General features: G+C 40.6%; 22 protein-coding genes, 1 tRNA gene, 2 pseudogenes and 1 other annotated feature. Of the genes and pseudogenes, 9 read left to right on the plus strand and 16 right to left on the minus strand.

The genetic code is table 11. The annotated features are described in order from the left end of the window. Positions 1-236 (minus strand): helix-turn-helix domain-containing protein (locus FCR06_RS00005; protein ID WP_138496824.1); only part of this gene is annotated, 236 nt, incomplete at its 3' end. Positions 237-387: 151 nt separating this feature from the next. On the opposite strand from FCR06_RS00005, the gene FCR06_RS00010 reads away from it, so the two are divergent. The 3 genes from FCR06_RS00010 (at position 388) to FCR06_RS00020 (ending at position 2,201) form a co-directional block, all read left to right on the plus strand. Continuing rightward, positions 388-651 carry a peptidase gene (locus FCR06_RS00010; protein WP_138496825.1) on the plus strand — a complete coding sequence of 88 codons (264 nt, stop codon included), beginning with the start codon at positions 388-390 and terminating at the stop codon, positions 649-651. Between the two features lie 206 nt (positions 652-857). Beyond that, positions 858-1,637 (plus strand): cysteine hydrolase family protein, encoded by a 780-nt coding sequence (locus FCR06_RS00015; RefSeq protein ID WP_138496826.1) that lies wholly within the window; start codon positions 858-860, stop codon positions 1,635-1,637. 108 nt (positions 1,638-1,745) lie between these two features. Beyond that, entirely contained in the window at positions 1,746-2,201 is a 456-nt protein-coding gene (locus FCR06_RS00020) for a cupin domain-containing protein (RefSeq protein ID WP_138496827.1), read from the plus strand. Positions 2,202-2,511: 310 nt separating this feature from the next. On the opposite strand, the gene FCR06_RS00025 is transcribed toward FCR06_RS00020, so the two are convergent. Next, a complete protein-coding gene (locus tag FCR06_RS00025; protein ID WP_138496828.1) occupies positions 2,512-3,402 on the minus strand; it encodes an ATP adenylyltransferase family protein in 891 nt (296 codons plus the stop codon). Positions 3,403-3,862: 460 nt separating this feature from the next. Here FCR06_RS00025 and FCR06_RS00030 point away from each other — a divergent pair, with 460 nt between their 5' ends. Further along, positions 3,863-5,125, plus strand: a complete 1,263-nt coding sequence (locus FCR06_RS00030) for an HhoA/HhoB/HtrA family serine endopeptidase (RefSeq protein WP_138496829.1) — start codon at positions 3,863-3,865, stop codon at positions 5,123-5,125. A gap of 454 nt (positions 5,126-5,579) precedes the next feature. Here FCR06_RS00030 and rplL read toward each other — a convergent pair whose 3' ends face one another. From rplL to rplS, 8 genes are all read right to left on the minus strand, one after another. After that, on the minus strand, positions 5,580-5,969 hold the full coding sequence (rplL, locus tag FCR06_RS00035; RefSeq protein WP_138496830.1) for a 50S ribosomal protein L7/L12: 390 nt from the start codon (positions 5,967-5,969) through the stop codon (positions 5,580-5,582). Between the two features lie 96 nt (positions 5,970-6,065). After that, on the minus strand, positions 6,066-6,617 hold the full coding sequence (gene rplJ / locus FCR06_RS00040) for a 50S ribosomal protein L10 (protein WP_138496831.1): 552 nt from the start codon (positions 6,615-6,617) through the stop codon (positions 6,066-6,068). A 61-nt stretch (positions 6,618-6,678) separates the two neighbouring features. Then, positions 6,679-6,848: a sequence feature (ribosomal protein L10 leader region), on the minus strand. A 54-nt stretch (positions 6,849-6,902) separates the two neighbouring features. Then, entirely contained in the window at positions 6,903-7,619 is a 717-nt protein-coding gene (gene rplA, locus FCR06_RS00045) for a 50S ribosomal protein L1 (RefSeq protein ID WP_138496832.1), read from the minus strand. Positions 7,620-7,789: 170 nt separating this feature from the next. Continuing rightward, the gene (gene rplK / locus FCR06_RS00050; protein ID WP_138496833.1) at positions 7,790-8,215 is read right to left on the minus strand and encodes a 50S ribosomal protein L11; all 426 of its coding nucleotides are present in this window, start codon (positions 8,213-8,215) and stop codon (positions 7,790-7,792) included. A 6-nt stretch (positions 8,216-8,221) separates the two neighbouring features. After that, positions 8,222-8,863 (minus strand): transcription termination/antitermination protein NusG, encoded by a 642-nt coding sequence (nusG, locus tag FCR06_RS00055; RefSeq protein ID WP_138496834.1) that lies wholly within the window; start codon positions 8,861-8,863, stop codon positions 8,222-8,224. Beyond that, entirely contained in the window at positions 8,863-9,084 is a 222-nt protein-coding gene (gene secE / locus FCR06_RS00060) for a preprotein translocase subunit SecE (RefSeq protein ID WP_138496835.1), read from the minus strand. The genes nusG and secE overlap by 1 nt, the downstream gene beginning before the upstream one ends. Positions 9,085-9,261: 177 nt before the next feature. Further along, a tRNA-Trp gene (locus tag FCR06_RS00065) sits at positions 9,262-9,334 on the minus strand. 151 nt (positions 9,335-9,485) lie between these two features. Next, the gene (gene rplS, locus FCR06_RS00070; protein ID WP_138496836.1) at positions 9,486-9,848 is read right to left on the minus strand and encodes a 50S ribosomal protein L19; all 363 of its coding nucleotides are present in this window, start codon (positions 9,846-9,848) and stop codon (positions 9,486-9,488) included. Positions 9,849-10,000: 152 nt separating this feature from the next. Here rplS and FCR06_RS00075 point away from each other — a divergent pair, with 152 nt between their 5' ends. Continuing rightward, positions 10,001-10,945 carry a glycosyltransferase family 2 protein gene (locus FCR06_RS00075; RefSeq protein WP_138496837.1) on the plus strand — a complete coding sequence of 315 codons (945 nt, stop codon included), beginning with the start codon at positions 10,001-10,003 and terminating at the stop codon, positions 10,943-10,945. 316 nt (positions 10,946-11,261) lie between these two features. Next, positions 11,262-12,314: a glycosyltransferase gene (locus tag FCR06_RS00080; protein WP_138496838.1), complete on the plus strand. Its 1,053-nt coding sequence runs from the start codon at positions 11,262-11,264 to the stop codon at positions 12,312-12,314. A 215-nt stretch (positions 12,315-12,529) separates the two neighbouring features. Here the strand turns inward: FCR06_RS00080 and recR are convergent, their stop codons facing one another. The 3 genes and pseudogenes from recR to FCR06_RS00095 form a co-directional block, all read right to left on the minus strand. Further along, positions 12,530-13,087, minus strand: coding sequence for a recombination mediator RecR (recR, locus tag FCR06_RS00085; RefSeq protein ID WP_262984629.1), 558 nt, complete (start codon positions 13,085-13,087; stop codon positions 12,530-12,532). A 571-nt stretch (positions 13,088-13,658) separates the two neighbouring features. Beyond that, positions 13,659-14,741, minus strand: a complete 1,083-nt coding sequence (gene psbA / locus FCR06_RS00090) for a photosystem II q(b) protein (protein ID WP_138496840.1) — start codon at positions 14,739-14,741, stop codon at positions 13,659-13,661. A 30-nt stretch (positions 14,742-14,771) separates the two neighbouring features. Further along, positions 14,772-15,056, minus strand: a pseudogene (locus tag FCR06_RS00095) (histidine triad nucleotide-binding protein); the annotation flags it as partial. A 46-nt stretch (positions 15,057-15,102) separates the two neighbouring features. Here FCR06_RS00095 and FCR06_RS32280 point away from each other — a divergent pair. From FCR06_RS32280 to FCR06_RS00105, 3 genes and pseudogenes are all read left to right on the plus strand, one after another. Then, on the plus strand, positions 15,103-15,264 hold the full coding sequence (locus FCR06_RS32280) for a hypothetical protein (RefSeq protein ID WP_189523276.1): 162 nt from the start codon (positions 15,103-15,105) through the stop codon (positions 15,262-15,264). Between the two features lie 593 nt (positions 15,265-15,857). Then, entirely contained in the window at positions 15,858-17,408 is a 1,551-nt protein-coding gene (locus tag FCR06_RS00100; protein WP_138496842.1) for a glycosyltransferase family 39 protein, read from the plus strand. Positions 17,409-17,445: 37 nt separating this feature from the next. Next, positions 17,446-17,553, plus strand: a pseudogene (locus tag FCR06_RS00105) (glycerophosphodiester phosphodiesterase); the annotation flags it as partial. Between the two features lie 379 nt (positions 17,554-17,932). Here the strand turns inward: FCR06_RS00105 and frr are convergent. From frr to FCR06_RS00120, 3 genes are all read right to left on the minus strand, one after another. After that, the gene (frr, locus tag FCR06_RS00110) at positions 17,933-18,481 is read right to left on the minus strand and encodes a ribosome recycling factor (protein WP_138496843.1); all 549 of its coding nucleotides are present in this window, start codon (positions 18,479-18,481) and stop codon (positions 17,933-17,935) included. Further along, a complete protein-coding gene (pyrH, locus tag FCR06_RS00115; protein ID WP_138496844.1) occupies positions 18,468-19,196 on the minus strand; it encodes a UMP kinase in 729 nt (242 codons plus the stop codon). The genes frr and pyrH overlap by 14 nt, the downstream gene beginning before the upstream one ends. 71 nt (positions 19,197-19,267) lie before the next feature. Beyond that, a complete protein-coding gene (locus FCR06_RS00120; protein WP_138497150.1) occupies positions 19,268-19,810 on the minus strand; it encodes a thioredoxin family protein in 543 nt (180 codons plus the stop codon). Between the last annotated feature and the right edge of the window lie 414 nt (positions 19,811-20,224).

Genomic DNA, 20,224 nt, shown 5'->3' on the forward strand with positions numbered 1-20,224 from the left:
GATATTGATATTTCCCACTCACTAGCAATGTGGAAGTAAGTTCGGTATTCCCGCCAATATTGTAAGCAAACTAAAGCTTGGTCTTCCAAGCTTAACTTGTTTGGATAACCTCGTGTTTGCTTCAAATTAGCTGCATCTTTTAACACCTTAATCATTTCATCAAACGTGCGTTGTTGCACCCCAACCAAACGTTTGAACTGCCGATTCGATAACTTTTTTGTTTGCTCGTATCGCATAAGTAGATTGATTCAAGCGACAAAACCCAATATCATACCATAAAATATTTTTGCAAGAGGTCTATTATGTACTAAAGGGTGTAACTACGGCTGTAGATTTAAATTTAGTGTAAAACTGATAACTTAAAAGTTACTTTTTCAGGAATTATTTATGACTCGGATGTTTCGGCGGTATCATCGTCAGATTGCGATCGTGTTGTGTTTGCCATTATTTCTGACTGTGCTAACTGGTATGAGTTTTACCATTGCCCATGAATGGTTGCACCAAGATGAGTTGGGCGAATTTATCTTGGGATTACACACCTTAGAAATCTTGCATTTAGAGAAAATTTATCCGCTTTTAAATGGTTTGGGATTAGTGGGCTTGTTGATTACTGGTTTAAGTATGACAGGCTTATTTCGTCAACGAGCCTAATCACCTTCGTAATTTATTGAACTTAACTCACCTGATGCAGGTAGCTGAAGCTCAGATGATTTGCTGTGTGGATATCTAGAATAGGCGCCGTAATTACTTTTTGCTGCTGCAAAATAATGAAACTTAACATATCTTGATTTAGTAATCGTCTTCCAAACTGAATTTCAAGCTACAACAGAGAAAATGGTATCGGCTATTGCAATTTTATGAACTTACCATTACGGACGTTGGGAGTTTTGCCAAATGCGTGGACAGTGAATGACGCCATTGCAGATATCACTCGTCCGCAAAAGACTCCACAATCCGTTATCTTAGCAACAGAAACCAAAACCCTGCGCTTAGACTTGGCAAAAGCTGCGATCGTCATCATTGATATGCAAAACGACTTCTGTCACCCTGACGGTTGGTTAGCGCATATCGGTGTCGATGTCACTCCAGCCCGTCAGCCCATCGAACCTTTAAATAGCTTACTGCCAGAACTGCGTGCTGTTGGGATTCCAATAATTTGGCTAAATTGGGGGAATCGCCCCGACTTACTCAACGTTAGTGCAGCTTCGCTTCACGTCTACAATCCTACAGGCGAGGGCGTAGGCTTGGGCGATCCCTTACCCAAAAACGGTGCTAAAGTACTCATGGCGGGTAGTTGGGCAGCAGCAGTGATAGACGAACTACAACCGCTACCCGAAGATATTCTTATAGACAAATACCGGATGAGTGGCTTTTGGGACACTCCCTTAGACAGTATCTTGAAGAATCTGGGAAAGACGACACTATTTTTTGCTGGTGTCAACGCTGATCAATGCGTCCTAACTACATTATCTGATGCCAATTTTTTAGGATATGACTGCATATTAGTTAAAGACTGCACCGCCACTACATCACCTGAATATTGTTGGTTGGCGACATTGTACAACGTCAAACAATGCTTCGGTTTTGTTACAGATTCTCAAGCGATTTTAAAAGTGCTAAGTGGGGAGACGCGATGAATTGCGTCTGTACAGGATAATAGCTCTCATTTCTGCGTCTCTGCGCCTCTGCGTGAGATTAATAAATTTAATTTTCATAACCATCAATAACTTTAAGGGGATAAATAAATGCAAGCTAGTCGTTGTGTAATTCCTATTATCAAATCTCCCGAAGATTACCAAGTATATCGCATAAGTTCTAATGACTCTAATCGCTTAGCAATTATCTTTGATTCTACTAATGCAAATACTTCCTTAACTTGCTGCGTAGAAATCTTCGATATCGGCGGACAAACACCACCAAATCGCCATCAGTGGGCAGTAGAAATGTTTTTTGTCCTCAAAGGTGAAGGAACAGCGATGTGTGATGGCAAGATTGCTAACATCAAAGCTGGAGATAGTTTATTAGTCCCTCCTACTGGGACACATTTAATTAAAAATACAGGTTCTTCTCGCTTGTATACCCTAACTGTAATGGTTCCAAATGAGGACTTTTCTGAATTAATTCGCAGTGGAATTCCAGTCGAATTAGATGCAGAAGATATGGCAGTATTAGGGAGATTAGATGCTTTAATACCTTCTTGAATAAGAATTAAAAATACAGAATTTGCATATTAAAGACTGAATAAATCGCCGTCTCTTGCCTTAACCAAACAATTTATGATCTGCAAGTCGTTGCCGACGCGAGTGTTGGCGACTGGAGTCCATTGGTGCCAATTGGCAATGCTGACGAAGTGATGAGTATTTTAATTTGTCAGATTTTAATGCGATAAGCAGTTGAAAAATTCAGATCCCCGACTTTTTAGAAAAGTCAGGCTTCTGTAATATCGTAGGCTTATTGTTTAAATTGACGCGAGGATACAGAGAAAAACAAATAACCAATGACAAATGATAATTAACATATGGCAACACTCTTCAAGATAGTCATTGGCCCTTGTTCTTTGAGAAGTTGCATTTCTGCTGCATTCTTGACTAACAAAGCACCAGCGAATCCTAAGGAATTCACAGAAATGGTGTGGAAATGCTCTTGCGATCGCGGTACAATCAACATCCATTCTCGTGTGATTAGCAAATTATAAGCACTCAATTGCGTTGCATCCAAACCCACAGCCTCTAACAAGGTATGATAAATTTTCAGTGTTGCTTGACCTCCTGTCAATGGAGACTCAACCCAGTAAGGATTTAGAGGTGCGAAGGCATGTAAAAAAGGAAGTTTTGGTATTGTGATGGAGTTCTGAAATTGTGCTTCCTTTAGCAAAGGTTCAAAAGGTATCTGCAATCCTTCAGGTGCAAGTGGTAGTGGAACTAATTGTAAGTGCTTGTGTCGCTGACTGGCACCTGCGCTTTTGCCACTGTTGTAGAATCCTAAACCATCAAAATCAGCCAGACATGCCCACATCGCCGTAAAATCTTCCAAGGTGAGTAAACTTTCCTGTTCCTCAAACTTGCGGGTAATAATTAGCAAATGATAATCAACAACATTGAATTTATTTAGAAGACATATATGAGTATCGGAGATCTTTGCCACAAATAAATCTTCTTCGTAAGGTAAGAAAGGGTTAAATTCTTGACCTGAAGTAGATTGTTTTTCTTGTTTTTCCTTAGCTACCTTTTTACGATTCAAGTTAGACAAAATCCGCACTAAAAAGCGCACATCATCGTCTTCCACAAACTCAAATTCTGTCGGTATCGATAACAGTGCTCTACATTTTAAAGCATATTCAGTCCGCTGTTTGACACTTGACCATAAAGTATTAGGCTTAAGTAATATTTTATTTTCTACCATTTCTATACATTTTTAAGTATGCTGAAATATTTTAATTTTTTATTAACTTTTATACATGTATTTCTGATAAAATAATATCACAAATACGAAAAATAGTTAAAATTGTTGTATTGTTTAACCAATGCAAGAATTTTAAATTTGCTGTCAAGGGTTAGCTAGAAAGAAACATCTATAAGATTTACTCCAGCTACAAGCCACGAGACATCTAGCTTGCTTGTTTAGTGGGAGTATCAAAAAATTCTATTATTCAAAATCCCAAATTTAAAATTGACACAGGAAATACCTAAGATACCTATGACTAAAGTCATAAATTTCAATATGCTACACTTGCCATTCTAGCTTTTGAGTTCTTTAGTACAAAAAATCAAACCTTTCACAATAACTCAATATCTCTGCAACAAAACTGTCATAAATAATATCTACATTATTAATACATACTAAGATATGCTTCCAAACAGCAATGCAAAACCAATCTCACGAAGGAAAACACCCATCAAATAGCATTTTATCTAATACTGCTGACACCAAATACCATAATCCAGCACCGTGGAAGAAGGCTGCTGCCTCTCTGTCACTGGTGCTACTGGGATCGGGTATGACATTAGCAGGCGGCTATCTGGCTGGACACCCGCAGCAGGTGTCTGATACTGCATCTAATTTGGCAGTCGGTCGAGTCAATGCTGCCCCTCCAATACCAGCTAGCACAGATCCTAATTTTGTGACACAGGTAGTGCAAAGGGTGGGACCTGCTGTAGTGCGGATTGACTCTTCCCGAACTATAAAAAGTCAGTTACCAGATGAATTTAATGATCCTTTTTTCCAGCGCTTTTTTGGTTCCCAACTCCCACAACAACAAGACCGGGTAGAACGGGGTACTGGTTCAGGTTTTATCATCGGTGCTGATGGTCGTATTCTCACAAATGCCCACGTAGTAGATGGGGCGGATACGGTAACAGTGACACTCAAGGATGGACGCACCATGCAAGGTAAGGTGCTAGGAAAAGATGAGTTAACCGATGTGGCTGTGGTGAAGATTCAAGCAGATAATTTGCCGACAGTAGCTTTGGGTAACTCAGACCAACTGCAACCAGGAGAATGGGCGATCGCGATCGGCAATCCCCTTGGGCTAGATAATACAGTAACAACCGGAATCATCAGTGCTACTGGACGCACTAGCAATCAAATCGGCGCTCCCGATAAGCGAGTAGAATATATTCAAACCGATGCTGCAATTAATCCTGGTAACTCTGGTGGCCCTTTGCTAAATTTCCGTGGCCAGGTAATTGGGATGAATACAGCCATTATCCAAGGGGCACAAGGATTAGGCTTTGCCATTCCCATTAATACAGCACAACACATTTCTAGTCAATTAATAGCTACAGGCAAAGTTCAACATCCTTATTTAGGAATTCAGATGGTGGGCTTAACGCCTCAACTCAAACAAAATATCAACTCAGATCCCAATAGTGGTTTGAATGTCAGTGAAGATAAAGGTGTATTAGTTGTAAAAGTTATGCCAAATTCCCCAGCGGCTAAAGCTGGAATACGTGCTGGTGATGTTATTCAAAAGCTGGGCAGTCAATCAGTTACAGATGCCAGTAGCGTCCAAAAGGCTGTAGAAAATAGTCAAGTTGGGGGAGATTTACGCCTAGAGTTACGTCGTAATGGGCAGAATATTACCCTAGCGGTGCAGCCTGGTGCTTTCCCCGCGCAAGTACAATAAAAGTTTTTGAGTCAAGGTGAAATTTAAAGGATGGGTGAAATACCCATTCTTTTTTTTAAGTTAGACTTTACGAAGTGTTACCTTGTTGGCAAAAACTAGCCAGACATAACAAGGATTGAGCAAAGCTCTACTTTTGATGAATAAAATGTTTTCTTGATAACCAATTTAACCCCATAATCACAATGTTTGAAAGGAATGACTAACATCCGGGATTATCGTTGTTTTCATTTACTCTAAGAGCTACGGAAACTGTACATCATTACCGTATCTAGTGAAACAAGACATTCTTTGTCAATTCAGTAATCAACAGCGATGAGAAGCTAATTGTACATTTGCCAAGCTGTTGGAGATACAAAAGGATAGAAAAAGAGCGATCGCTTAATTTTACCAATACCAAAAAAAGAAGCCTGAGTCAGTCAAGCTTCTTAATGAAAAACAAGTAACGTAATTGTGATTACTTCACAGTCACCTGACCGCCAGCTTCTTCAATACGCTTCTTAGCGTCTTCGGCAGCATCTTTAGGAACACCTTCCTTAACTGGTTTGGGTGCAGCTTCCACTAAGTCTTTAGCTTCTTTCAAACCCAGACCTGTCAATTCGCGGACAATCTTCAGTACGGCAATCTTCTTATCAGCTGGAACTGATTCGAGAACCACGTCAAACTCGGTTTTTTCTTCTACTGGTTCAGCAGTTTGGGTGGCTGGGCCTGGCCCGGCCATCGCCACGCCAACAGGTGCAGCAGCACTCACACCGAAGGCTTCTTCAATTTGCTTGACTAACTCAGCTGCTTCCAACAAAGTCAGGGATTTGAGTTTTTCCAAAATTTCATCGGTTGTAGTGGACATTGATATAACTCCTGTAATGGGTGATTATTTATTTAGTCATTGGTGATTAAGTTATTAGTCATTAGCTGTAGACTTTTAACCGAGCGACCACTAACTTTATTCGGCAGTACTTTCGGTGCTATCACCTTTTTCTGCATCGGCCACAGCCTGCAAAGCACGAGCCAGTGAACCGGGAACTTCATTGATACCCACAGCAATCTTGGTGGCCAACGAATTAATCGCTCCAGCAATTTGACCCATGAGTTGTTCCTTAGATGGCAAGTCTCCTAGAGCCTTGACATCCGGTTCTTTGAGTAGGCGACCTTCCATAACACCGCCGCGAAGTTCTGTCTTCTTGGTGGCTTTTTGGAAGTCTTGATAAGCCTTAATTGCGGATGAAAAATCTTCTTTGACTAACAAAAAAGCTGAAGAACCTTTGAGCAGTTCTGATAAGGGCTGCCATTTTTCCTGACCTTCGATGGCAATGCCCATTAGGGTATTTTTAGTTACCTTACATACAGTGCCACTAGGACGTAGCCGCCGCCGTAAGTCAGTAATTTCAGCAACCGTTAGCCCTTGATATTCGATTACCAGTGCCAAAGTTGACTCACTCAAAGTTTCTTTGAGGTCAGCTACGATCTCTTTTTTATCTTCTATCGTTCTACCCATTCCAATCTCACCTCCTCAAAACAATCAGCGATTTCCCTACTTGTGCGTTTTTCTCAACTCAATCGAAAACAACAAACCCCAGCTAACATAGCCGGGGTTGTATTAGTAAAAACTTTGACGCCATAGTTATCACACTGATATCAGTGGTAATTTTGGCAATTCGAGTTTTCTACCTCGGCAGGATATTAAGCTATTAGCACCTGCTGTCTCCGGCTTTGACTATTTAATTTTGTCCTTTGTCGTAAGTCACTTGTCCTTATTTTTATAAATGACTAATGACTAAAATTATGCTGCTTCGCTGAGTTTCAAATCTCGTAGGGCACTGATATCAACTTTTATCGATGGTCCCATCGTAGCAGATACAAAAAATGTCCGCCAATAGCGACCTTTAGCGCCTGAAGGACGGTTACGGTCAATTGTTTCTTGCAACGCCTTCAGGTTGACTAACAAATCTTCAGGCGAGAAGGATGCCTTACCAAACATAACATGGACAATGCCAGTGCGATCAGCTCGGAATTCTAATTTACCAGCTTTAAATTCAGCGATCGCACTTGCGATATCAAATGTCACGGTTCCACCTTTGGGCGATGGCATCAAACCACGAGGACCAAGCAACTTACCCAACTTTGCCACCTGTGGCATGACATCAGGTGTGGCAATCAGCTTGTCAAAGTCCATCATGCCTTTTTGAATATCATTAATTAGTTCTTCTGAACCAGCTATGTCAGCACCAGCATTTGTTGCTTCTGTTACTTTTTCACCTCTAGCAATCACTGCTACCCTAATAATCTGTCCTGTACCTTTGGGTAGTGCTACCGTTGTCCGCAACTGTTGGTCTGTATACTTGGGGTCAATTCCTAGCCGGATATGCGCTTCAGCGGCTTCAGAAAATTTAGCTGTTGCTGTGTCTTTTAAAAGGGCTAAAGCCTCTAAAGGCTGATAATCCTTCTCTTCTACTTTTGCTTGCAGCGCTTGCAAACGACGCGATACTTTTTTTGTCATTTTTTCTCCTGGGGTAATTCCGAAGCTTTGCTTCTCCCCCGATACAATTTTGTCTTTTGTCCTCTGTTCCAAAGTTCTGATCGCTGGAAGCCGCGGCTCAGACTTTGCACTTTGTCATTTGTTCTTTATGTAAAGCAAATTACTAATGACCAATGACTAATGACCAATAATTAATCCGTAACTGTTACACCCATATTCTTAGCTGTTCCTTCCACAATCTTCATCGCCGCTTCTATGTCGTTGGCATTGAGGTCAGGAAGTTTCGTTTGGGCTATTTCTTGCAGTTGCGCTCTGGTAATTTTTCCAACTTTCTTTTTGTTGGGTTCATTCGAGCCTCTTTCAATTTTCGCCGCCTTGCGAATCAGTACTGACGCTGGTGGTGTCTTGAGTACAAAGGTGAAACTCCGGTCTTCAAAAACGGAAATTTCTACGGGTATTACCGTTCCAGCTTGGTCTGCTGTTTTGGCGTTGTACTCTTTGCAGAACATCATGATATTGACGCCGTGTTGACCCAAGGCGGGGCCTACTGGCGGTGCTGGGTTGGCTTTTCCGGCATTTAAGGCCAATTTAATGACCGCCACTATTTTCTTCGCCATTTGTATTTAGCTCTGTTTCTCTACCTGATTAAATTCCAATTCTACTGGTGTATCCCTACCAAAAATCGAGAGCAAAGCTTTGAGCTTACTCCGCTCTGGAGAGACTTCAATCACCTCGCCTTCAAAATCTTTAAATGGACCAGAAAGCACGATTATCTTATCACCAGTGGCCATATCAATTTTGACGATCGGTTCTTGTTCACTGGTTTGTTTGAAGATCCGCTCTACTTCTGAAGAACTTAGTGGTATGGGGTTGACATGACCGCGACCCTTGCTACTGCCACGTTTTTGTTCCGAGCCAACAAAATTAATGACATGAGATGTGTTGCGTACCACCTGCCACGTATCATCATCCATCATCATTCGCACCAGCACATAGCCTGGAAAAACTTTCTCTTCTGTATGCTGGCGACTACCATCTTTGCGGATTTTTACCGCTGGTGTGTGGGGAATTTCCACCTGGATAATTTTGTCAACCATATCAAAAGTTTGAATGCGCTGCTCTAAGTTAGTCTTTACCCGCTTTTCACAGCCTGAAGCAACCTGCACCGCATACCAGCGTGCTTCTTTTGACGCTGCTTCTAGTGTTTCTGTTATTTCCTCTGACTGCAACATTGAGTTGCGTGGTTCATCTGTTGCAAAACTCATTAGAACACCTGTTTTGCTGCCCAACCAAACAATCCGTCGACCAAGTATATCAAAGATGCGGAGAGTGCTACCATCAACAATACGGCAGCCGATTCGCTCACTATCTGTTTGCGACTAGGCCAGACTACTTTTTCAAGTTCTTCTTTGGTTCCTTGGATAAAGTTACCAAAGCTAAACCCGTTTGTATTTTCTGGCAATTCTGCTTCATTTTTTTTGCTCACAGTCCTTTATCCCCCGTTTGTCAGTCAATTTGGTGTGTTGGTTTGCAGCTTCGACTCTATTCCACTTAACTGTTAGTAAAACAACTGCAAATGCAACAATTTTACCCGAAATTATTAACACTAGTTGCTATTTTAGCAACTGCGTAATTATTCCGGGCTTTGTTTTTTGCTCTTGAGCGCGCCCTGGAGGACTTGAACCCCCGACATCAGGTTTTGGAGACCTGCGTTCTACCAACTGAACTAAGAGCGCACAAGCTGTTTTTGATTCAGTGATTGCGTTGAACTAAATTTTAGCTTAAAGCAATATGAGATTTATATCATAGCTCAATTTAATCGAGAAAACAAGTCAGCGGCAGACGCCGCTTCAGGCTTGAGATTTCTCTCATACTTTTAAAAGGGAATTACAAAGGACGGTCAAAGCGTTGCTTGATCCGGGTTGCCTTACCGACGCGATCGCGCAGATAATACAATTTAGCACGGCGTACTTTACCGCGACGTAAGACTTTAATGCTGTCAATCCGGGGAGAATGCAACAGGAATACTCTCTCAACGCCCACACCTTGAAAAACTTTGCGGACTGTAATAGTTTCGTTAATGCCACCATTGCGCTTGGCAATCACCACTCCTTCGTAGGGTTGAACGCGGTATTTATCGCCTTCCTTGATTTTCACTCCTACTTTGACTGTGTCGCCCACATATATATCGGGCAAATTTGATTTTAGCTGTTCCGCTTCAATCGAGCGGATAACCTCTTGAGCGTTCATAGTGTTTCTGTCTGCTTAAAAAAACTCACAATCATCAATCATAAATCGATAATCCTATTTCAGTCTACCTATTGCAGATTGATAATTTTACTGATACAACACCCTAGAAATGGAAGTTATATTGCAGAATACTGTACCACAAGTATGAATTTATGAAATTTAGCGTCGTTATTACTACTTATAATCGCTTGGACTTGCTCAAAAGAGCAATTGACTCGGCTTGTAACCAAACAATTGAATGTGAGGTGGTTGTTGCTGATGACTGTTCTGATGATGATACCCAAAACTATGTCAAAAGCTTAAGCAATAAAGTTGTTTATCATCGTAACCAAGTTAACCAAGGCCATGCAGCGACAGTAAATGCAGGAGTTGCTAAAGCTAGCGGCGACTGGATTAAGTTTCTTGATGATGATGATTATTTGGCTGCCAATTGTATAGAAGAAATGACGGGTGCGATCGCCCTTCGTCCCGATGCTGTAATCTGCTCTTGTGTAGCGGCTCAAGTAGATGCTAATGAAGTTGAACTTTCTCGCACTTCCCAAGTTGGTCCTGGTTTAGCTTTTTATATCCCTCAAGCCGATATTCACTACGGTATGCTTTTAGAGCTTGTACCCTTTGGTACACCTGCACAAGTGGCTTGTCGGCGTGATGCTTTTCTACAAACTGGTGGTTGGGACTCCACACTCGATGCTAATTGTGATGATATCGATTCCTGGATTCGGATTGCTCAATTTGGTGATGCTATTTTCTTGAATCAGTGTCTTGCTTATCGCACTATCTGGCCTGGTGCTTATAATCAAAAGTTTTCTTTATCTCGACGATTGGCGACAAATATCTTGATGAAAGAGAAAATTTACGCTTTGGTAAATGAACAACATCGTCTGAAGATTCCCCGCTTTCAGGATATCCAAAATTATCTAAAATTACATTGGATTTTAGTAGCACTGAAACAAAAAAATCTCAAAAGTTTTCTCTTAATGGTAGAACCATCTGTATTTTCTCCTCTGGCTTGGAAATTTTTGCTAACTGCTATTTCATCACGTCGTGCTCAGGGAAATAATTCTCGGATTCGTAAATTCATATTGATTGAATCTTAGCTTTTTTAGGGTTAACGATAGTTTGTAGGATGACAAACTTAATATTATTTAGAAAATATTGCTCACTTTTTTGCTTAAATCAAGCAAGTTGCTGTCTAGAAAAAATATCATAATTTTGGAGTTTTACCCCGATTTATCCAGCTATTACTGAATAAGTCTTTAAAGCTAAGTGGCTGATTAAAAACGGTAGCGGTCAGTGATAAGTAAGTGGTCATTACATACTACTGACTAGTTTTGAGTTGTCACTAAAGATTTCAACAGTTGTGTTGATTTCTAGTCAGTTACTTATCTTGATTTTGTATATATCTCAAACTTTATGCGAATCATACATATTTTGAACCATGTTCAAGAAATAGGTAACGGTATTGTAAATGTAGCTGTAGATTTGGCTTGTTTACAGGCAAAATCTGGTCATGAGGTAGCAGTTATTTCTGCTGGTGGTGAATACGAGGTATTACTAAATAACTTTGGCGTCAAACATTACCAACTAGATCAAACAAGGAAACCAATAAGTATTATAAAAGCCGCTATTGGTTACCGAGCGATCGCCGCAGAATTTCAGCCGGATATCGTTCATGCACATATGATGACGGGAGTCATGCTAGCACGCATTTTTCAAGGTCGATATGCTTTAGTTTCCACAGTACACAATGAATTTCAGCGTACTAGCTTGTTGATGGGTTTGGCTGATAGAGTAATTGCTGTCAGTCAGGCTGTGCGAGATTCTATGGCAAGGCGTGGTATCCCAAAAAACAAGTTACGGGTAGTGTGCAATGGAACACTGGGTAGTCCCCGCACTCGGCAAATAGGAGATTATCAAACCTTACCGTTACAGCGTCCAGCGATCGCCACTGTAGCTGGGATGTATCAACGTAAGGGAATTGGGGAGTTAATTGCTGCTTTTGAGCAGATTGCCTCAGATTTTGCCGAAGTGCATCTTTATTTGGTAGGTAATGGTCCTGATAAACAGCTATTTGAGGCACAGGCGCAAGCAACTTCTGCTAGAGAACGCATTCATTTTGAAGGCTTCCAACCAGAACCTCAGGGCTACCTCAAATCTTGTGATATATTTGTGCTGGCTTCCCACCGCGACCCTTGTCCCCTGGTGCTTTCGGAAGCTAGAGAAGCTGGAGTTGCGATTATTGGCACTCAGGTAGATGGAATTCCAGAAGCTTTGGACAATGGGCAAGCAGGTCTTTTAGTGCCTGTAAAAGACAGCAATGCTCTAGCTGGGGTTTTAGTACAATTACTCAGTAATGCTGATATGCTGCACGAGTGGAAACAGCGGGCAAATCAAAACCTAGAGTGGCTGAGTGTTGCCCGCGTTCATCAGGAAACGTTAGCAGTGTATAGTGAGTTAAAGCCTTAATAGTGTAGCGATCGCTTGAGTTTTAAAGTTACACATCAACAGCCCATCCAATTGAACAACAAAAGTAGAAAAAACTTAGTTGAAAATTCAGTTTCTTGAAGCTAAACATCTAAAAGCCGAAATAGAAGTATGGAGTTTGCAACCAAATTTTAATTTTGAAAAATATCTTTCACCAGCAGAATGTGCTGAATAAATTACTTTATTTGACTGTTACTCTAATCCAATTCCCGGCGTCCTTCCAAGGCTCTTGCCAAAGTTACTTCGTCAGCGTACTCCAAATCACCACCTACAGGTAAACCAAAAGCAATTCGTGTCACCTTGGTAAATGGCTTCAGCAGCTGGCCGAGATACAGTGTGGTTGTCTCCCCTTCCACACTTGGACTAATTGCCAAAATCACTTCTTGAGGTTGTTGCTTACTGACTCGGCGCACCAAAGCTTGAATGGTCAATTGTTCTGGTCCAATTCCATCAATGGGCGAAATCACCCCACCCAAAACGTGATACTTGCCTTTGTACTCGCGAGTTTTTTCTAAAGCAATTACATCACGAGAATCTGCTACTACACAAATAGTACTGTTATCACGGTTGACATTACGGCAAATTTCACAAACTGGCTCAGCAGATAAGTGAAAGCAGACTGAACACAAGCCTATCTGTTTTTTTGCCTCCACCAAAGCTTGCGCCAAAGCTTCTACTTCTGCTTCTGGTCGCTTCAAAATGTGCAAAGCTAGTCGCTGGGCAGATTTAGGTCCAACTCCCGGCAAGCGTTGCAATTGCTCAATTAATCGTGCTAAAGGACGTGCGTAAACCGTTGTCTTGTCTCCAGAATGTTTTCACTTTAACTATGATGACATTCTTACAGAATTTTGGAGTAGTCATTTAATTGATCACAGCTAAAATGGCAATCTTGGTAGCGGATAGACGTTTGTAAATGGGTTATCATACAGAATTTCAAGGAAGTTTCCAATTTGATAAACCACTTAAAGCAGAACATCTAGCTTATCTCAAAGCGTTCAGCGATACCTGACACATGAACAAGAACAGCCCGAAGGTAGCACCGTTACTATTCCGGCAAAGTTAGAAGAGTGTAATATTCCTCAAAGGTTACACCAATGGCAGTAGGTAAATTTGTATGAGCAAAGATGGTTATGAAAGATTATTACTAGCTTTGCGAGCGCGAGCAGAGGCACTTACCATAAGTGAATAATTTGCGCGTTGAAGGGATGGATTTTAATTTGAAGATAGAAGAAGATACTTTTTGAATTTCTCTTTTACCAAATACTTCTGAAAACAAAAACGCCCCCTGTTAGCAGAGAGCGTTTTTAATTTAGCTAAGCTTGATGATTAACCATTGATAGCAGGAGCGGTGATTGCCACAGGAGCAACATTACCAGCAGCCAAGTCCAGAGGGAAGTTGTGAGCATTGCGCTCGTGCATTACTTCCATACCTAGGTTAGCGCGGTTGATGATATCAGCCCAAGTGTTGACTACGCGACCTTGAGAATCAATGATTGATTGGTTGAAGTTGAAACCGTTCAAGTTGAACGCCATTGTGCTTACACCCAATGCCGTAAACCAGATACCAATCACAGGCCAGGCAGCGAGGAAGAAGTGCAAYGAACGGCTGTTGTTGAAGCTAGCATATTGGAAAATCAATCTGCCGAAGTAACCGTGTGCAGCAACGATGTTGTAGGTTTCTTCTTCTTGACCGAACTTGTAACCGTAGTTTTGAGATTCGTTTTCGCTGGTTTCACGAACTAAAGAAGAGGTTACCAAAGAACCGTGCATTGCAGAGAACAAGCTTCCGCCGAATACACCAGCCACACCTAACATGTGGAAGGGGTGCATTAGGATATTGTGTTCCGCTTGGAAGACAATCATGAAGTTGAAGGTTCCAGAGATACCCAAAGGCATACCGTCAGAGAATGAACCTTGTCCAATCGGGTAAATCAAGAATACTGCTGTTGCTGCGGCTACTGGTGCGGAGAATGCTAGGCAAATCCAAGGACGCATTCCCAAGCGGTAAGATAATTCCCACTCCCGACCTAAGTAGCAGAATACGCCTATCAAAAAGTGGAATATTACCAATTGGTAGGGACCACCGTTATAGAGCCATTCATCTAATGATGCTGCTTCCCAAATTGGGTAGAAGTGTAAACCAATGGCGTTTGACGAAGGTACTACTGCTCCGGAGATGATGTTGTTTCCGTAAAGTAAGGAACCTGCTACTGGTTCGCGGATGCCATCGATGTCTACTGGTGGTGCGGCGATGAAGGCGATTACGAAACAAGCGGTGGCGGCTAGCAGGGTGGGTATCATTAATACTCCGAACCAGCCGATGTAGAGGCGGTTGTTGGTGCTGGTTATCCAGCTTGCAAACCGCTCCCAGACGTTGGCGCTACGAGCGCGTTGAATGGTTGCTGTCATTGCTTTATAAGTGCGGTTGTTTGTTTATGAACCGCCATCATCACCAGTGTTGATCACAACTCGATAGCCGTTTTTCAGTCCAGCTTCTTGGGCAACACGTTTGGCAGTTAACAAAAGATGCCCTAGCAGAGGATGATCATGAGATTCGGCATCAGTCAGTGTAGCAATAGGTTTTTTAGGAATAAGAATGATATGGACGGGTGCTTGGGGGTGGATATCTTTAAATGCCAAAGCCAAATCATCCTCATAAACAATATCAGCGGGAATTTCCCGACGAATGATTTTGCTAAAAATCGTTTCTGTGTTTTCACTCATGGCAATTTACCTACTTATCTGCTAAAGATTTTAAAGGTTTAATGTTATGCAAGAAATGCTTACAAGAGTTTGGAGTAAATCAATTGTCAGTATTGATGCTCTCAAAGTATGCTACTTAAAAGTCAATGTATCAGGACGATTATCAGGAATTGTAATTTTGGCACTGCCAAATATCACCAATTCAGAAAGTCCTAAACTCAAGCTATAGTAATGGGCTTTAATTTTTGAACTTGTTTGGCTAGATAGGGAGTAAGGAGTAGGGTATAGGGAATCAGCCTTTTCAAAGTGTATGGAGTTTTTTTTACGCAATCAAATACGAGTCCAATACAAATTCATATAATAAATTAGACAACAAGAGCATAAAAATTTCTTTACTCTTATACCCTATAAGAGTTTAGTGATACTAAACTCGTAACTCTGTACTCCTTGGATTGAAGACAGTCGCTTATGGTAAAAACCTATCACCAAGCATAAAAAAGGAATATACCTATTTTCAAATCCTTAGTCTCTTTTTCCAAATAGAGTTTGGCTCCGTGTCCTAATCACTTCGAGTTTGCTAAGGCAGCAACATTTACCAAAATGCGATGTTTGCTAGCAGCTGAGCGATTGACTACAGGTTATTTTATTGAACAGAATAATTAATATAACAAAAATACCCTTCATATGATAAGGTCTTCCATAGTTCATATTACTCCTATCTTAATATAGAAGTATTAATTATCAGAGATTGCTCAAGTATAAGATGGGATTTTGATAGTTTTTAAGTTCGATATTGCGTAGATCAGTTATTGGGAGGCTTACATGAAACAGTCAAAATACTATTTCGTATTTATTATTATTTTAATTAGCATTTTTACTCGTTTCTTTTTATTACAAAATCAAAGTCTTTGGTTTGATGAAGGCTGGAGTCTATCTTTATCTGATGCTACAAGTCTTCAAGAAAATTTTTCTAGAATTGTAAATAGAGAAGCTGGGGACAAATACCAACCACTTTACTACTTGCTATTGTTCTATTGGCGTTCGGGTTTTGGAGATAGTGAATTTGCTATTCGATCGCTCTCAGCTATGTTTGGAGTCAGTTCGGTAATTACTATATACTTTACTTGCCTACGTATTTATGGAAAAAAACATGCATTCTGGTCATCATTAATCTTAGCGGTTAGTTCGTTTAGCGTATTTTATAGCCAAGATGCCAGACCTTACTCCTTATTAATATTCATAGCGTCACTTCAGGTATATTTCTTTAGTTATTCACTCAAGAACGATCAAACTAATAAAATTCTTTTCCAAGTATTTTTCGGTATTTTTACTGCGATAGCAAGTTTTGCTAGTGTTTTAACAGTAATGTTTACGTTAGCTCTTAGTTTATCTCATGCTATCGTTTTTAGAAACTTAAAAGAATGGCTCAAATGGTCAATACCTCCAGTAATTTTTTCTTCGCCAATGATTTGGTTCTATTTGTCTTCGCCTGCTGCATCTGATCCAACAGCCACAGCAGTTACTCGTAGTGGATTACCCATAGTTGAAAACATTATATTTGTCCTCTACGGTATATTAGTCKGGACATCCTATGGACCACCACTGGAGCAATTACGCGGTGATAATAAAATAGATGTTTTACTTCATTACGGGGTTCAATTACTAATCTTTTTTATTGTCTTGATTGCAATTTTTGTGGTTTTAATAAGGAGTTTATTAAGTGATGATCAAAAGAAAAGATACCAACGTGCAGATCGCTTATTCGCACTGATTTTTATTATATCTTTTTTACTAGATTTTATATTTGCTCTATTTACAAAAATTAATTGGCTACCACGTCATTCTTTTTATCTAACTATACCACTTTTTATTCTGATACCTTCTAGTTTTTTGCATAAATACTATCTGGAAAATAAACCTCAAAATCAACTTCATATTCTGTCACAAGTTGCTAAAATAGCTACTATATTTTTAATAATGATGAATCTTTATTCTAATTTTAACTATTATTTTAAACCAGAATATGGAAAAGATAACTATCGTTCAGCTGTTGAGTATTTGATAAAAAATCAAGATGAATCTGTCAAATCTCTATTGTTGTTAGGACAGCCTAGGTTATTAAAATATTACGGAGATTCATCGACTTTATATCTACCTGAATATCGTCTCGAAAAAATAAATGGAAAAAACTTGGCAGAAAAAGTTAACACAGCTAGCAGTAATACAAATACAGTATTGATTATAGTTAATCGGGAATTTTACTGGGAACTAAAAGATACTTTTAAAACTGAAATGAGTAAATTATATAACTTAGAAGCGGAAGAAAATTGGCTTTATATTAAAATCTATCGATTTACAAAGAAAAAAGAGTGATAAATTGAGCTAAATAATTAAGACTTTCAAAAGAAGAATGCTTAAAACATTCACAGGTAAATCCCCAATTATCATTGCACATCGAAGTGCTAGCAGCTATCGTCCAGAACATACTTTGGCTGCTTATGAATTAGCGATCGCACTAGTACCGTAAGGCGTAATTCGTAATACTCGCCTCCGGCGAGAAGCAAGCTACGTAATGACGCTCTCTACGAGACGCGCAAGGGACGAGGACTCGCTAAGGCTGCGATAACGTAATTCGTAATTAGCTGTTCGCAAGGGTTTCAGACATTTAAAATGGTTGGTTTATTTCCGCTCTGCTGTACTAGGTGCGTTGGGTTGAGGAACGAAACCCAACAATAGCCTTGAGTATTGCGATTGAAATGTTGGGTTGCACTACGCTTAACCCAACCTACTTGACATTTGAAGTGGTGAAAGCAGATTAATAGTAATTTGTACCTATAAGATAAAGGCTGAAGAATTTATCCATCATTCTTCAGCCTTTAGACTTTAGACTTTAGACTTTAAACAGTCGTAATGTCTTTTTCTTTTTCTGCCAACAATTCATCTATTTTGGCGGTGTGCTTGTTTGTCAGTTTTTGTAGTTTGTCTTGCTGATCGCGTGCTTCATCTTCAGAAATTTCGGTGTTTTTTTCCTGTTTGCGAATCGAGTCTATGGCATCACGACGAATGTTACGAATGCTAACGCGACCTTCTTCAGCATACTTAGCAGCAAGTTTAACTAATTCTTTACGACGATCGCTTGTCAAAGGCGGAATGTTCAGCCGAATTACCGAACCGTCATTACTAGGTGTTAAACCTACATCGGAGAGGGAAATCGCCTTCTCAACGATGTTTAAGCTGCTGCGATCATAGGGTTGAATCAGGATGGTTGTCGCATCTGGCGTGCTAATGTTTGCCAGTGATTTTAGGGGTGTAGGCGAACCATAATAGTCCACCAAGACTTTATCTAATAAACTCGCATTGGCGCGACCAGTGCGAATTGTGTTAAAAGCTCGTTGAGTCGCCTCAACAGTTTTTTGCATCGTACTCTCAGCTTCAGCTAATTTCACAAGAACCTCCCACAACGGTGCCGATGGATTCTCCGATGACTGCTCGGTGGATATTACCTCGCACCGTTAGGTCAAATACCAAAATTGGAATATTATTTTCTTTACACAAGGCAATCGCAGTACTATCCATTACCCGCAAATCATGAGCCAAAACGTGCGTGTAGGTGAGGGTGTTATAACGCTTGGCGTCAGGATGAATATGAGGATCGGCATCATATATTCCGTCTACCTTGGTAGCTTTAAAAATCACTTCGGCATCAATTTCTGCGGCTCTTAATGCCGCAGTGGTGTCTGTAGTAAAGAAGGGATTTCCAGAACCAGCACCAAAAATTACCACCCGCCCTTTTTCAAGGTGACGGATGGCACGACGACGGATATACGGTTCTGCTAATTCTTGCATCGCGATCGCAGTTTGCACTCGCGTCTGTACTCCTATTCGCTCCAGCGAATCTTGCAGCGTCATGGCGTTCATTACCGTGGCAATCATTCCTATGTAGTCAGCGGTTGCCCTGTCCATCCCCGCCGATGCTGCTTTGACGCCACGAAAAATATTGCCGCCGCCAACAACGATGGCGATTTGAGTCCCAGTGGCTACTACCTCTGCTACTTCCTGAGCTATTTCTTTCACCACTTCTGGATCTATGCCATAGCCCATGTTGCCCATTAAAGCTTCACCGCTCAGTTTGAGTAAAACCCGTCGGTAATTCGTTCCCATGAAGTTACGCTTTATCAAAAAAGTTGCAATTGCCTCCAATTTAAGATAACAGTTACGGGGACTATCTATGTCTAGTTGCGCCAAATCAATGTAGTACCTATTGGCTCTGTTTGTGGTATGGCTATTTCTTGACCCCCAAACAAACACGCGATCGCACTTCTCAAATAATCCTCTCTCACAGATAATGGATCTTGGGGGCGATCGTCAATTTGACCTTTGTAGCGTACTGTACCTGTACTATCTATTAGAAAGGCCATTGGTGTTTTTGTCGCGCCAAAACTGCGCGTCACATCTTGAGTCGGGTCCCATAAGTAAGGAAAGTTCAAGTCGTGGCGCTGGGCAAAAGCTTTCATATTTTCAAAGCTCGAGCCTAAGTCGCTACCATTCATGCCAATTAGTGTCAAGCCTTGTGGAGCAAATTCCGCTTGAATGTTTTTTAATCTGTCTAGATACCACTCTACATAAGGACAGTGGTTAGATATAAAAACGACGCCGACCGCACGGAACTTCTCAAGATAACGGCTAAGATGGTGTACTTGACCATCTATTCCTGGGAGTTCAAAATCTGGCGCGTAGTTGCCGATAGGAGTATCAATTGTTTCTAGTATATTCATCATTATTCTGGCTCGCAGAACTAGGAACAAGAAAAATATTGTTAAATTCAGCGTCAGTTTCCAGTTGCAAACCACCTCTTAGCCGATGCCTCATGTTTAATAATTTTATAAATCAAGTTGGCGATCGTTAATTGTGAAACTACTGAATCTAACATTTATGTTAATTTCATCACATATATATTCATCTGTATACTGTATATATTACTTGGTAAGCGTTAGTAAATATTACTAAATTCTAAGTATTATAAGTAGCATTGTTATCAAAGCAAAAATCTGATTCAGATGACAGAAGCTTTGGTTTCTAATACTGACATCATCTAAGTTGTGAGTAAATTAGCTCTATAGCGTTTCCTAATCTGCTGAGGTACTAAGTGCAGCGCTAATAAAATTGGGCAATCTCAGCGCTACTCTGCG

The sequence above is a fragment of the Nostoc sp. PA-18-2419 genome (genome assembly GCF_005869855.1).
Lineage (GTDB): Bacteria > Cyanobacteriota > Cyanobacteriia > Cyanobacteriales > Nostocaceae > Nostoc.

What these genes read in the sequence shown, in the direction of transcription:
- FCR06_RS32280 (WP_189523276.1), top strand. Translation starts at nt 15,103, where the DNA reads ATGCAAGAAATGCTTACAAGAGTTTGGAGTAAATCAATTGTCAGTATT.
- rplJ (WP_138496831.1), bottom strand. Translation starts at nt 6,617, where the DNA reads ATGGGTAGAACGATAGAAGATAAAAAAGAGATCGTAGCTGACCTCAAA.
- FCR06_RS00030 (WP_138496829.1), top strand. Translation starts at nt 3,863, where the DNA reads ATGCAAAACCAATCTCACGAAGGAAAACACCCATCAAATAGCATTTTA.
- nusG (WP_138496834.1), bottom strand. Translation starts at nt 8,863, where the DNA reads ATGAGTTTTGCAACAGATGAACCACGCAACTCAATGTTGCAGTCAGAG.
- FCR06_RS00015 (WP_138496826.1), top strand. Translation starts at nt 858, where the DNA reads ATGAACTTACCATTACGGACGTTGGGAGTTTTGCCAAATGCGTGGACA.
- rplK (WP_138496833.1), bottom strand. Translation starts at nt 8,215, where the DNA reads ATGGCGAAGAAAATAGTGGCGGTCATTAAATTGGCCTTAAATGCCGGA.
- FCR06_RS00020 (WP_138496827.1), top strand. Translation starts at nt 1,746, where the DNA reads ATGCAAGCTAGTCGTTGTGTAATTCCTATTATCAAATCTCCCGAAGAT.
- FCR06_RS00080 (WP_138496838.1), top strand. Translation starts at nt 11,262, where the DNA reads ATGCGAATCATACATATTTTGAACCATGTTCAAGAAATAGGTAACGGT.
- rplL (WP_138496830.1), bottom strand. Translation starts at nt 5,969, where the DNA reads ATGTCCACTACAACCGATGAAATTTTGGAAAAACTCAAATCCCTGACT.
- rplA (WP_138496832.1), bottom strand. Translation starts at nt 7,619, where the DNA reads ATGACAAAAAAAGTATCGCGTCGTTTGCAAGCGCTGCAAGCAAAAGTA.
- FCR06_RS00025 (WP_138496828.1), bottom strand. Translation starts at nt 3,402, where the DNA reads ATGGTAGAAAATAAAATATTACTTAAGCCTAATACTTTATGGTCAAGT.
- FCR06_RS00120 (WP_138497150.1), bottom strand. Translation starts at nt 19,810, where the DNA reads ATGAATATACTAGAAACAATTGATACTCCTATCGGCAACTACGCGCCA.
- FCR06_RS00075 (WP_138496837.1), top strand. Translation starts at nt 10,001, where the DNA reads ATGAAATTTAGCGTCGTTATTACTACTTATAATCGCTTGGACTTGCTC.
- FCR06_RS00010 (WP_138496825.1), top strand. Translation starts at nt 388, where the DNA reads ATGACTCGGATGTTTCGGCGGTATCATCGTCAGATTGCGATCGTGTTG.
- rplS (WP_138496836.1), bottom strand. Translation starts at nt 9,848, where the DNA reads ATGAACGCTCAAGAGGTTATCCGCTCGATTGAAGCGGAACAGCTAAAA.
- pyrH (WP_138496844.1), bottom strand. Translation starts at nt 19,196, where the DNA reads ATGGGAACGAATTACCGACGGGTTTTACTCAAACTGAGCGGTGAAGCT.